This is a genomic window from Bacillus glycinifermentans (assembly GCF_001042475.2).
Classification (GTDB): Bacteria; Bacillota; Bacilli; order Bacillales; family Bacillaceae; genus Bacillus; species Bacillus glycinifermentans.
In genome coordinates this window covers 14,267-27,667 of the sequence record NZ_LECW02000003.1, presented here as the reverse complement: position 1 = coordinate 27,667, position 13,401 = coordinate 14,267, and the positions used below count along the sequence as shown (strand labels likewise).

The window sequence follows — 13,401 nt, the reverse complement described above, 5'->3', positions numbered from 1 at the left end:
TGGAGGGATTCAGGAACAGGTACTTGATAAAATTACAGAAGTTACATGCAAAAAGAACCTGATTGTAAATTCAATTTCCAGTAAAAAAAGACCACCCCTTGTGCAAGTTAAAGGGTTGGTCTTTCGTTTGTTACTTTAATTATATGCTCATTGAAAAATTATAAGCTTTATTGTAATAACAAGGATGTTTAAACATCAAGTTTCGACTCTAATCGCAACATTAAAACTGTCATTTTCCGTGTGAATATACGAAGAAGCAGCTACTCCTGTGAAACCCAATAATAAAACTGCACAAACCAATAATTTAGATTTCATTTAGAAAATCTCCCCTTCGAATTTTTTTTCGTGCTGTAATAGCTTTACGATAAAATTCATTTGCACCCAAAATTTCGCCTTGTTCAGTTAAAACATCACCTATACAGATTCCATACCACTCCATATCAGGATACAGCTTTTTCTCTTCGAAATACTTAAACGCTTCTCTTACAAGGTCTAGATCGTGATTGAAATAAATCCCTTTAACAATCTTCAATGTCTCCAAAGTTTCTACAATATTGTTTTTTCGAGCTAACTTTAATGATTTTTCATAGAACTTTTTCGATGACTTCAGATCATTTTGCCTTGCTTTTGTGTAAGCTAAAAGGTATAAAGCTCTGGCTGCAAATTCATCATTTCTCGGTTCGAGAATATCTAGGGATTTTAAATAAAATTCGGATGCTTTATCAGATTCTTCAAGGTTAGTATAACATACCCCAATGTTAAAAAGTGCCTTTCTAATCAAATAATTTTCGCCAAATTTCTCGGCATCCTTTAATGCTTGCTTTGCATGTTTCAAAGCTTCTTCTATATGCATATTGTCCAGCCAATTACCTGCTATAACGAATTGACAATGCACACGCCTGTTGCCGTATGTTGGCTCTTTTTTATATATGGCGTAAGCTCGCTTAGCATAGTTCATTGAAAAATAGGTTTACTTCATGTGATAGTATACTTCAGCCATTTTAAAATAAAACTCAGCCTTTTCTGTACTATCTCCTTCTATAGCTTCTATTTCCAGTTCAGCCTTTCTGTAACAATTCAATGAAAAAACAAGCTCTTTTTGTCTGAAGTAATACATCCCCATAAAGAAATAATAATAATATTCAAGCATCCCGTTTAGATCTCGAGTTCCCCTTGTTTCCTTTAACTTTTTATATTGCTTTTCAATCTTTGCACCAGTATTTGGGTACAGTTCTTCCAGCATAAGTTGGTGACGAAACTCTAACAGCGAAAAATAAACAAGAACATCCTGGTTTTCTTCCATCATTTTTATTTCTTGCTCGACTTCAGCTTTTGCTTCTTCAGCTGCAGTGTTCCTATTATTTTTTATACAGTTATACCAATAGTTCATCTTTGTTGCTACTAGATCATAAGGAATCACGCTTTCTGCAGACATTCCTTAACCCCCTCTTCTCTCATTAGACAAGAAAGTCGAAATACAATTTCTTTCCCAAATCAATCCCTTTAGATAAACTAAATCGACATGATTTTCCTACTAATGACACTATATATTAAAATTGACTGAAAATTAAGAATCCAAAACGTATATAGTTAATATCCCCAAAGCTTTTATAATTTTAAACTGTCTTCTTTAGCCTGCGACAAGTCTGATCGTTGAGTTTTGCAAAGTTTTGTGAAAATCAATATGCCGATCCCGGCTATGATTTCAACCAATCCTCCAAAAGCGATTACTTTTCCTGCGCCAAAAACAGTTGCGGCATACCCGGCTAATAAAGCACCTAGAGGAATCATCACATATGAAATCATACTTATAACAGCATATACCTGAGGTTGATCCTCATTGTCTACTGATATTTGAATAATCGTATGTTCAGGGACATTTATTGCACTAATCGTCGCTCCCAACACAAAAGCAGCAACAAACACTAATAACAAAAGAGAATTCATACCTGTTATGAAAAACGCCGTTCCCTCTACGATACCTGCCGTAACAAAAAGCAGCCCATAACGATTCACTCTGACCCTAGTTAAGATAAATCCCATCACAAACGCACCGCTGGTAGTCAAAACTCTCACTATAGAGTGAATAATTGCCCCTTGGTTTAAATCTTCCGCTATGTAGACTGCTGCCAGTGCTTCCCACGGTGCAGATCCTAAATTCAAAAATACGCAAAAAATGGCCAAAGGAAATAAAATATGATGACGCCGTAAAAGCATAAAGCCTCTCTTTAACTTGTTTATATATGGCTCATGTGATTTTGCTGCCTGGGCATTCACTCGATTCTTACTAACGGTATATTTAATGAACAGCACCAACATAGCTGATATTATATAGAGCGGCAATATAATAAGCATCGTATGAGCTGCACCAATCAATACAATCAATACACCGCAAAGTGTAACCGCTCCCAGCTTAACTGCCTGCCCCGCAGATTGTATTATCGCATTTGCCTTTTGAATGAGATCCTCTTTCACAATTTTCGGAATTAAAGAAACAGAAGCAGGATCATATGAAGCTCCTGTGGCAGAATGAACCAGCATAAGCAATATGATAAACCATAAAGGAGAAAAACCATTGAAGTAGCATATTGGAATAATGAACATCAATGACGCTCTGGTTAAGTCTGCAAAGAACATCCAGAACTTCAATGTGTTTGTTTTCATTAAAGGAGTAATGAGCGGCCCTAAAATTGCCTGGGGAAGAAAACTTACAGCTATTAAAAACGCGGTCCCTATAGCCCCTTTTCCATCCAAGATTAAAAACCATAGAATCGTATTGAACGCTAAACTGTCTGCGGTTATTTTCACCATTTTAGAACAAAAAAGAAAGGTGAAGTTTTTTTGCCATACGGTATTGCCACCATCCATTTTGCGTAAATCCCCCTTACAAAAATCCCTCTTTTTTACATCTGTTATTTTTTAAGCATATCCTATTTTTGGTTTTCGAGCAATGAAGGACAGGAATAGTTTAAGAAAAATTTATAAAAGCTGACTTTGTCATTTAGTCATGAATCGGGAGCTAAGTCGATGGAGAAAGGAATCTGCATCTGGTGCAGGAAAGGAGCAGGTTATATTCAATTAACAAGGCGTCATAAACTATAGACGATTTTCCAATCCAATTGGCGATTCAGTTAAGGTGTTGATAATGTTGCTGCTAATTATTCCATAGATTAGTGCTGGATTTTGGTGGCATTCAAATTGAAGCAGTAACACGAAGGGGTAATGGTGATTACAATGAAGATCGTAGAATGTACTACCACAGATGTATTAAAGTATTGCACTAACAGTTTAGGCGGTTCAATATTTTTTTGAACCGCCCCTTTTTTTGGGGAAAGCTTGGCGTTTTATGAAAAAATTAATGAATATTCATTATATCAATGAGCTTTACGATTTCTTTATTATTGCCCGGGTCAACATCAACTACCTTTGTATTTTTTATAATACCTTCTGTGTATTCTTTCATAAAGTTTTTATCTACGTCAGCAGAACTCTCCCAACGCAAAGGAACGTTATATACATGAATCGTGCCATCTCCATTACTACTATAAGTTACCGATCCATCCACTAATCGAGAACCTGCCAACTGGACAACATCTTCCGGATAGCTGGCACTGGTGTCATCATTAGGGTTGATTGGTTCTCCAGCCGAAATATGCCGGACATTCAATTCATCTATCTCTTGATTTGGTCCAAGCTGCAACCACACTCTAGCGTATTCAATTTTCTCAGAAGAATATCCAGACAATGCATGATCAGACGGATTAGCTGACTCCTTGTTGCTTGAAGACGTATCACTTGAATCGTCTTTTGCAGATTCTTCTGATCCCTTTGTGGACACGGATTCATCTTCTTCCACGTTTGTTTGTTTTTTTTTTGAGTCTTGTCAGCTGCTTCTTGAGATTCTAAAGCTGAGTCATTCTCTGAAGAGGCTGTTTTTGATGATTCGTTTGTCCCGCCTTTACACCCTGTGAGCGATAGAACGAGCAATAGTAGAGCAACATTACAATAAAAAATCTTCGTTCGTTTTTTCATTCAATCATTCCTTTCAATCTACCATAACATACTGGCATATAATGTCAAGAAAGCCACATGTGCATTTTTCAATATCCCCTCTACTAAGCGGGTACCGATCCCTCGAGCCTGGGCGTACTCTACAGCTCAGCATAGGTCCTGTGAATTAAGTTCCCATTATTCAATTACCTCTGTATAATATAAATAAATTCTGCCTCTGTAGCTCTAGAAAGGAAGAGCGCCGTAAAACAATTGTAGTAGCGGGTCGCAAGGCAAGGGTTTCAGAAGCACCGAAAAGCAAATGAGCTGAGACAGGTGAAATTCCGTAGGGAAGCGTGTTCTCCCCTAGCCTATGCTTACGAAAGGAGTGCGGGTTCGAATCCCGTCAGAGGCATTAAGTACGTTTTGATGATAAAACAGTTGTGTCTGGGTGTCCGTGGTACAAAGTTGACTTCATAAATTATAAAGATAGCGAACGTGTGGTTTCTCAAATTTGGCCTATGCACGATGTTTGTTTTCGCTGCCATGAATCTAAAAAAAGCTGGCGGGTTTTACTTGAAAGGTCCCAACCGCCAGCTTTCTCATCGAGAAAATAGAATAAAATCGACAAAAACAGGTTCATCAGTTATAAATTTAACATCTCAAATTCATTCTTTGACTTTTCAACAACATTTATATTTTTGCAGTATATCGAAACATAACTACTAAAATTTATTGCGGTGTACAACTTAGGTTTGTACTTAAGGGGATTGGATACGTCTTGTCCCCTTCTAAAAAATAATCCATCAGAATAATGTGTAATAGTTGGCAATTTATCAAAATTATATTAAAATCAAGTCTATAATCCTATAAAGGAGTCGATAGTAAATGTCAAAAATCGCACTATTCGAGGCTCTTCCGTTAAAAAAAACTATTTCTAAACGTATTCAAGAACTCTTGCAAGAACGTGACAGTGTTGCATATGTTGAGTATGATAAAGGCGAAGAATACATAAAACCTGCAAAAACTGTAGATCAAATCACATCTGAGTTGGAAGAGGCTAGAAAAGATTATCGAAATCTGGTAGTATTAATGTCCGAAGCCAACCTTAATGCTAAAGTTGTATGGGATGAAAAAGAATTGTCTATTACTGAAGCTCTTGAGCTAGCTCAGCAACTTAGAGGTGAAGCTAATAGACTTAAAAGCTACGGCCGTTCTAAAGAAACTGAACGTCTATCATCTTATTCTGATGTTATTAGCTATCGTAAAGCAATGTTTGATCCTGAGAAAATGCAATCTAAGGGATTAAAACTTGAAAGAATGGCGAATCGCTTATCAAATGCAATTGAAAAAGCAAATCATAACTATGAAATTGAGTTTGAGGCTGCAGACAAGTATCTATAAATGCTGGGCTTTTGCCTTAGCTATGAGGGTGAAACTGATTTCACCTTGATAGCTGATGTAAAATCATTAGCACGGAGCATCAGAGAAGTAGAGAGCCGCCTTGGTTTAGAGCGTATCTGAACTGTAATACCGATAAAATTACAACATTTATTTGTAGGATGGGAAACGGATAACGTTTAACAGCTTACGATTTACGTGATTTACAATTTCACGGACGTTAGACATTTACTTGATCATAATGAAAATATTTCACTCTGTTCTCTTGTTGCTTCACTTTTAGCTCATCTGCCACGTGTAGAAGGAGCTCCTCAAGACGTCTTATAAAGGCGTCTTTTGTTATTTCTATATAAGGTTATGGTTGAATTCGCAATCAGCCGGAATCAAAGAGACCTCTTAATTTTAATTCCCCATCCCCTGTCGCAACTGAAAAACATGGACTTGCTCTTTTTAGTGACTGGCATTTTGGAATGGAGATTGATAAACGAATCAACAAATTTTACAAAGAAATTTTCAATGAAGGAATGGAACATTAAACAAGTAAGGTCATTGAGTATGAAAAGTTGTATCACATTTCTACACTCCATATTGCAAACCTCGGCGATTCGTGCAAGTATTTTTTTTTAAATAATCCCGATCAGAATGATACAGCCTACAAGGATTATCATTGATATTACGCTTGTTCGGAAATCAGTATTCCAGTTTGTCCAAATTGAATACACTTGAAAAATAATAAGAAAAAAGACTGCTAACTTAAATGGTAATGTTAAAGATTTAATGATTATCACCTTTTCTTTATGTACATTGGTTTATGACGTTAGAGTCTAGGAAAACATTTAAAGTATTTTTTTGGAAGCTCTTTAGCTATTTTGTTTACGCTTCTTTCCACGCACCTACTGTAATTTTCGAAAGTAGAAAACCATAGTTCCAATCATTAACCCAATAGTAGTCATGTACACCAAATTTTTGTAGCTCTAGTTTAGATTCATCATGGCTGTTTTCAAGGAAGGACTGGCCGCTGTTAATCATGGCGAAGAAGCTGACCTTTTCATTCTCTCGTAGGAATGAACCTGCTGCAGCCGTTAAAACTGACTTAGATTCACTTCAAGATCAAGTACAAGCGGAAATGAAAGACTTTTTTTCACACCTGACAGAAAGAACTTGACTTTGAACCGAATCACGTAAATTTGTCGATGATCATCTTTTATCTTAAAATATTAAAAACTCTCACAAAAACAAACACCCCCTGTCACCTGATGACAAGGGGTCAATAACTTAATACTGAGACATATACTGCTCGCGCTCCCAAGGGTGAACTTGTGTGCGGAACATATACTTTGTGTATTCAAGATTATTGATTTATTGATATTTTTATGATTTTTTGTTTTCAAATTTCGTTGAATTCACGTTTTTTCAAACCGAAGTGGTCAAAAAAATATGTCGATTATTAAATGACAATAACGAAAACCCCCCCTGTTTTCGAGAGGCTAAAGAATAACAGAGCTTCATCAGAAACCTTTCCATCATTAATCCCATTAACAAAACAAGACAACCGCATCACAGTTGTCTTGTTGAAATTTATTAAGTTATAATCGTTTAAATTGCCATTCTGTCAGCCACATGATAAGTTGCTGTGCTATCTAATTGGGCAAAAGAAGCACCTGTCACACCAACAGCACCCAATAACAGAATAGTGCATAAAATAAATTTAATCTTCATTTATCATGTCCCTCCTTTGAATTTGCCTTCTCGCATCCACTACTCTACGGTAAAACTCAATTGAGTCATGCAGCATGTCTTTCCTTTCTAAAAATTCTGCGACAGTCACTCCATACTCTTCTATGTCTGCATACATACTTTTCTTCTCGAAGAACTCGAATGATTCTTTAACTGAGTCTAAATCAAATGATAAATATACTCCGTTAATCATTTTCAGTTTTGTGAGGAATTCATAATCCCCAAATTTTTCAGCCATTTCCTTGCCCTCAAAGTATAGATCTTCTGCGTCAATCCATTTTTCCTGTTTTGCTTTGACATGAGAAAGATTAAAAAGGGCTTTAGGTAAATAACTGTGCTTTTCATTTTTGTAAAGTTTTACTGCTTTTCGGAAATGATCATCTGCTTTGTCAAGTTCTTCAAGTTGATTATAACATATTCCAGTGTTCAAGTGCGAAGAACCGATTAAATACTCAATTTTCAGTTTTTTGGCATCTTCAAGAGCCTTTCCAGTATGATATAGAGCTTTTTCAGGATACATTTTATCTAGCCAGTTACCTGAAATCAAAAATTGACATTGGACTCGTCTCTGACCGTATGTAGGGTATTTTAAATAAAGTTTGTATGCACGATTAGCATAATACATTGAAAAGTATGTCTGTTTCATATAGTAATAAATTTCTGACAATTTAAAGAAAAATTCAGCCTTTTCCACCTCATCACAGTCAAAAGAGTTCAGTTGGGTTTCAGCATCCTTGTAGTACTTCATCGCAAGAATCAATTCTTTTTCTCTGAAATGATACATTCCTGCAAAAAAATTATAATAATACTCTAACATTCCTGTTAACTTTTCGTTTTCTCTAACTACCTTCAAATCCTCGTATTGTTTGTCAATGTCTCTCATGCCATCTGGACAAAGATAGTCAAGCATAAGCCCATGACGAAATTTTAATAGCTGGTAATAAACCACCGCATCTTGATTCTCTTCCATCACCTCAATTTCTTTTTCGACTTGCTCTTTCATTTCCTCGGCCTTTTTTATCCAGTTATTTTTCAACGCGATATACCAATGGTTCATTTTCGTTGCTACCCAATCATAAGGAATCACACTTTCATTCGACAAGTTTCAAACCCCTTCCCTTTTTATGAAAATCGTATTAACCCGTTTAATTATAGCATATTTTTGGAATATTTGGAATGAGAGATACATATGAGCATATGGTTATGTTTAATTCATATTTTTAAGCTCTCTTCTTTCACCTTTATCAGGTCTGCTCGTTTTGTTTTACTAAGTTTAGTGAGAGTTAGAATGGAAACTCCTGCGAGAATTTCAACTAATCCACCAAAAGCGATTACTTTTCCTGCACCAAAAACAGTTGCCGCATATCCACTAACTAATGCTCCTAATGGAATCATTACATGAGAGGTCATTCTTATTACGGCAAATACTTGCGGTTGATCTTCTTCTGCAACTGAAGTTTGAATAATCGTATGTTCAGGGACATTGATAGCACTGATTGTTGAACCTAAAACAAAAGCTGCAGTAAGAACCAATAGCAAGTATGAATTCATACCTGTGATGAAAAAAGCTGTTCCCTCTACTATTCCAGCTGTTACAAACAATAATCCATATCGATTTATTCTTACTTTGGTTAGAATAAATCCCATTAAAAAAGCACCTATTGCAGTTGTCACTCTTAAAAAAGAATGGATGACTGACCCGCCATTTAAATCTTCTGAAATATATACCGCTGAAAGTGCCTCCCAAGGAGCAGCACCCAAATTTAAAAAGATACAATAAATAGCCAATGGAAACAAAATTTGATGATTTCTTACAAGGACAAAACCTCTTTTTAGTTTTCTCATATATGTACCTTTTTGATTGGATTCTTTATCTTTGGTTTTATTGTCTTTTAATTTATATTTAATTAAAAAAACTAAGCTGGCTGAGATAATATATAGCGGGAAAGTAAGTAGCATTGTATTTGCTGCCCCGATAACAGCGATCAATATTCCGCAAAACATGACGGCTGCCAGCTTTACAACTTGTACTGACGATTCTATAGTGGCATTTGCTTTTTGGATAAGATCTCTTGTTACAATTTGTGGAATTAAAGAAACAGATGCGGGATCATAAGAAGCTCCTGTTGCCGAATGTATTAACATTAAAGAAATAATAAACCATAATGGTGAAAATCCATTGAAATAGAAAAATGGAATTAATAACATCAGTATGGATCTCGTTATATCTGCTGAGAACATCCAGAATTTCAATGTGTTTGTCTTCATTAAAGGAGAAATCAGCGGTGCAATTAAAACTTGAGGAAGAATAGTGACTGCTATTAATAGAGCTGTACCAATGGCCCCTTGTCCATCTAAAATAAGAAACCATAGAATAGAATTAAATGCAAAGCTATCTGCAATTACCTTCACCAATTTGGAACAATAAAGAAAGGTGAAATTTTTTTGCCATAAGGTTTGACCACTATCCATTTTTCTTAAATCCCCCTTACAAAAATCCCTCTTTTTTACAGTGGTGATTTTTTAATCGTATCCTATTTTTGGTTTTAGAGTCAATAAAGAACAGGAATAATTTAAGGAAAGTTCATTTAAAAAGGAGTGGAAAATGGTTTTCTCAGTTCTTTTAATTGCAATTTCGATGCACTTTGCAGCCCATTTAGTGTTAAAATTTTAGACAAAGACGGTAGTGTATTAACGCTTGATAGTGGAAGCAATAATAAAATGGAAGTGGCGAAAAAAGGTTGTGGTCGATCTGGCCATAAGGTTTATTGGTGGGGGTATAATTTGTATTTTAACTGCAATGAAACAAGAACATTATATCAATCCTTTAAAGCAGGTGGTGGAGCAACAACCGGTCTTGCAGCAATTTCAAGGTTTATACCAGTGCCTCCTACACAATTAGCAAGCGCAATAGCCGGAGTAATTGGAGGAGGACTAGTTGGTTTTGATCAAATGATTCAAGACGAATATGAAGGACATGGTGTTAGAATTCGTTTTACTGGACTTGGATATGCAGCCGTCCCAACTGGGGTTTTTCCACAATAAAACTGAAAGTAAACTATGACTTTCTTTGTTCTAATGGTAGGGTTATTTCTATTAATTTATATGAAAAAACCATTCAGTAAAAAAGTGTACGGCTATGTTTACTTGGCTTTTTATTTATTGGTTTTAGCCTTATATATAATAAACACAACCCGAATAACAATATATGATACCTACTTATCAAGAAATCTAAGATTTTTAAGCGCAGCCCTTCCATGTGAAGGGCTTTTGTTACTCCTATACAAAACCCGTTCATTTTTGGTTCTGCTTATTTTTTTTGATAGCTCATCCCCTCTCTCTAAATCATTCCTAGTCCTACTCATCTCATTCATAGTCCTTTCTCCCCCAAACGTTTTACGATTAACTCTTCCCTTCTCTAATTAAAAAACTCATAAATCCCTTGTCGCTACAGTCTTTTATTTACTTCTATCACCTCATAACGATAGCTACATTTTTCCGTTTCAATACAATACGATAAACAAGAGATAATCGTTTCTGATCATCTCCCTACAATATTTTTCCACAATGAAAGTAAGTTGTTCTTCTTAGCGGCCGTATAGTCAGTATCTAATTTTAATTCAAACTTTTCATTCATGTATCTCGGTATTATATGAAAATGCAGATGTTTAATATCTTGTTGAGCAAAATGCCCGTTATCCGATAGTATAGTATAATCTTCACAAACACCTGAGTTAATTAATATTTGAGGAACATTTATAAGAGAATTCATTAAAGCCTTTGAAAGTGAAGGGTCGTTTATGTGATCTAATCTTTCAATATGATTATTAGGGATAATTATTGTATGACCGTATGAAATAGGATTTATATCAAGAAATGCTGTTACAAAGTCATTCTTGTATATCTCAAAACAAGAAATTTTTTGTCTAACTATATCACAAAATATACATTTATCCATTTCACTCATACTTTGTTAAGTGTTCCCCTCTTTCTGACATTGTTTTCGCACAAAATAAAAAATAAAATTCCATTTTTATAGTATTTCCGACTACACTTCTTTTCAAAAGTGAGGGTATAGAATATAAAGGTACAATATCGGAGAAAAAGTCTGTGTTAAAAGGTAATGACATTACAGTTAACAACAAACTTGCTAATTCACCTGGATTAACATTAAAAGAAACATTATCAATAACACGTGACTTTTGCATAAGAAATAGCCAACATTTATCTATCCCACCTCTAAACAGTTAAAAACAAGCCTACGTTTTCTTTTTGTAAGAAAACCTAGGCTTTTTATGTGTTCAACTACACATTTACACTTGAATTTTTACTATTTACATTTTCATATAGCGTATTATCAGTAATTCCATTGTCTTTGAAAGCCTTTTGCCTATTTTTGCATGGATCACACCAACCACAATGAATAGTGCTATTAGAAGCGCAACTCCAAGTTTCTTCAAGTGGTACACCAAGATCGAATCCAATTTTTAAAACCTCTGCTTTTGTCTTATCAAGAAATGGTGTGTGAATTTTAAATTCTCGACCCAATTCAATTGAAATAGCTTTTGAAAGTAAATTGAAAAATTCATAATTGTTTTCTCTAAAAATCGTATCATCCTTGTGAACCGCGTAAAATAAATGATGAATGTCATTCTCTGCTGCATAAGAAGCAGCTAAAGAAATAGCGATTCCTGCTCCAAATGCTTTAATAGGAGATGGCAGATGGGCTATACGAAGAATATGAATTGGATCGTCTTCCATATAGAATTCTCGTAAAACGCTTTCAAAACTAATGAATTTATGAGACTTACTAATATCTTTCGCGATGAAATTAGCGGTTCTCTTTTCTGCCTCCCCCTCTTCTTCCCCAAAATTGAACGTTAATGTGTGCAGTTCATATCCCTGATCTTTAATCCAGTAAGCCAAGGTTGAAGAATCTGGTCCTCCTGATAACATTAGCAACGCTTTTTCCATTAAAAATCACCTATTCCATATTTTTATTATATTGTATCCACAACCCTTATTTGGATCAATATATTTTTTGAAATTATTGAAAATACAATTAATACTGCCCACTTTTGGTCGTGTTATGTTCAAATCTGAATGGTTATGGTATTAAAAAAACATAAGTCACAAACAAATTAAAAATATTGATAAGAGATGATTTCAGGGATGATATTTGTTTTTCTTCAGAAGAGAAAGTGAAACATGTTAAATCGATCATCAAATTTTTAGGATCAATAAGAGACATTAGAAATCATCGATTATGCTTACCTTGAGACTCTTAACAAAGAGCACTTGCAAAAACAAGAGCATACTCAAGAAATCTCTAAAAGATTAAAAGAAATTCAATCAGAAATCAATTTTCGTACCAGAATACATAACGGTCAAAATGGATCACAACAGCCATTATAGAGACTTACATAAAAATGGATTGATCTTAAATAACAAACGGTTTGTCCGCTTCTCTTCCTCTGCAGGTCAAGCAAGAGTGTCCACTGCTGTCTGGAGAAAGAAGTTCAGCATCTAAACTATCTTCAGGTGAGACTGCTTTGTTTTCTCCGTCCTTTGCAAAGGACGGAGAAAACAAAAGCGAAGGCTAATATAAACGCTAACAAAAGAGGACTATGGCTGGTGTTTTTTAAATCTTGAAAGAAGAGAAAAATTGTATAGGCAGCGTTTTATTGAGAATGTAAAGTAGCTCTCTACCCTTTCAAGCACTCTTAGAGCATGATTATCCAGTTCAATACCAATCTGGCTCCTTGTGTTCAAAACCATAAAATCCTTTGATTTTTACATCTCCGCAGCCTGACACTTTAGTGATATTCAAATAATGGTTCCTTGACGGGTGTCCCTCTACTTTGTCCGTTGCGCTAAAGTCAAAATGATTCCCGGTAAACTCTTTTTCACTAAATGTTAAAAGGTCTCCACCTAACGTAATCCTCTGTAACTTAATGTTTAGAGTGCATCCTTCCGCATTAAAGATTGTAAATCTATAGAACAGCCAAGTTGGGTAGTTATTTCGATTATTGTCGTCTCCCATGAGAAATCCCTTATTATCCTCAGTCATTGTAAAGCTCACTTTTGTCTGCTCTTTTGTAATCTTTGCCATTGAGTCCTGCACATTGAAATTCAAAGCCAATAATAGTGTTAACACGGTACATGCAAATAATTTTTTCATAAACATCCCTCCCTTGTTTTCCCACATTATAATTCAGCTTCAATAAAAAGGAAAATAAAAATTTGATTCGTTTTTTTTGTGGTTTGTGGATG

The 13,401-nt window shown here is 35.2% G+C and carries 11 protein-coding genes and 1 pseudogene; 2 read left to right on the top strand and 10 right to left on the bottom strand.

Annotation, left to right across the window (positions count from 1 at the left end; translation table 11 throughout):
- Window positions 1–304: 304 nt before the first annotated feature.
- The 4 genes and pseudogenes from AB447_RS26630 to AB447_RS02560 form a co-directional block, all read right to left on the bottom strand.
- Complete coding sequence (locus tag AB447_RS26630) at window positions 305–958, bottom strand: tetratricopeptide repeat protein (RefSeq protein WP_232517679.1); 654 nt, start codon at window positions 956–958, stop codon at window positions 305–307.
- Window positions 959–970: 12 nt separating this feature from the next.
- Entirely contained in the window at window positions 971–1,435 is a 465-nt protein-coding gene (locus AB447_RS26625) for a response regulator aspartate phosphatase (protein ID WP_232517678.1), read from the bottom strand.
- A 173-nt stretch (window positions 1,436–1,608) separates the two neighbouring features.
- A complete protein-coding gene (locus AB447_RS02565) occupies window positions 1,609–2,868 on the bottom strand; it encodes an MFS transporter (protein ID WP_048355606.1) in 1,260 nt (419 codons plus the stop codon).
- Between the two features lie 487 nt (window positions 2,869–3,355).
- Window positions 3,356–4,032 (bottom strand): annotated as a pseudogene (locus tag AB447_RS02560) (hypothetical protein).
- Window positions 4,033–4,878: 846 nt separating this feature from the next.
- Here AB447_RS02560 and AB447_RS02555 point away from each other — a divergent pair.
- Window positions 4,879–5,394, top strand: a complete 516-nt coding sequence (locus tag AB447_RS02555) for a hypothetical protein (protein WP_057957422.1) — start codon at window positions 4,879–4,881, stop codon at window positions 5,392–5,394.
- A 1,593-nt stretch (window positions 5,395–6,987) separates the two neighbouring features.
- On the opposite strand, the gene AB447_RS27180 is transcribed toward AB447_RS02555, so the two are convergent.
- From AB447_RS27180 to AB447_RS02540, 3 genes are all read right to left on the bottom strand, one after another.
- Entirely contained in the window at window positions 6,988–7,110 is a 123-nt protein-coding gene (locus AB447_RS27180) for a hypothetical protein (protein WP_270574645.1), read from the bottom strand.
- Window positions 7,100–8,230: a response regulator aspartate phosphatase gene (locus AB447_RS02545; RefSeq protein WP_172692044.1), complete on the bottom strand. Its 1,131-nt coding sequence runs from the start codon at window positions 8,228–8,230 to the stop codon at window positions 7,100–7,102. Before AB447_RS02545 ends, AB447_RS27180 begins: the two co-directional genes overlap by 11 nt.
- A gap of 110 nt (window positions 8,231–8,340) precedes the next feature.
- Window positions 8,341–9,600 (bottom strand): MFS transporter, encoded by a 1,260-nt coding sequence (locus AB447_RS02540; protein ID WP_048355779.1) that lies wholly within the window; start codon window positions 9,598–9,600, stop codon window positions 8,341–8,343.
- Window positions 9,601–9,726: 126 nt separating this feature from the next.
- On the opposite strand from AB447_RS02540, the gene AB447_RS02535 reads away from it, so the two are divergent.
- The gene (locus AB447_RS02535) at window positions 9,727–10,173 is read left to right on the top strand and encodes a hypothetical protein (protein WP_241494758.1); all 447 of its coding nucleotides are present in this window, start codon (window positions 9,727–9,729) and stop codon (window positions 10,171–10,173) included.
- A 496-nt stretch (window positions 10,174–10,669) separates the two neighbouring features.
- On the opposite strand, the gene AB447_RS02530 is transcribed toward AB447_RS02535, so the two are convergent.
- The 3 genes from AB447_RS02530 to AB447_RS02520 all read right to left on the bottom strand — a co-directional run bounded on the left by AB447_RS02530 (window position 10,670) and on the right by AB447_RS02520 (window position 13,309).
- Entirely contained in the window at window positions 10,670–11,095 is a 426-nt protein-coding gene (locus tag AB447_RS02530) for an HIT domain-containing protein (RefSeq protein WP_053075432.1), read from the bottom strand.
- 338 nt (window positions 11,096–11,433) lie between these two features.
- Entirely contained in the window at window positions 11,434–12,102 is a 669-nt protein-coding gene (locus tag AB447_RS02525; protein WP_053075433.1) for a 7-cyano-7-deazaguanine synthase, read from the bottom strand.
- 769 nt (window positions 12,103–12,871) lie between these two features.
- Complete coding sequence (locus AB447_RS02520; protein ID WP_048355781.1) at window positions 12,872–13,309, bottom strand: hypothetical protein; 438 nt, start codon at window positions 13,307–13,309, stop codon at window positions 12,872–12,874.
- Window positions 13,310–13,401: the final 92 nt, after the last annotated feature.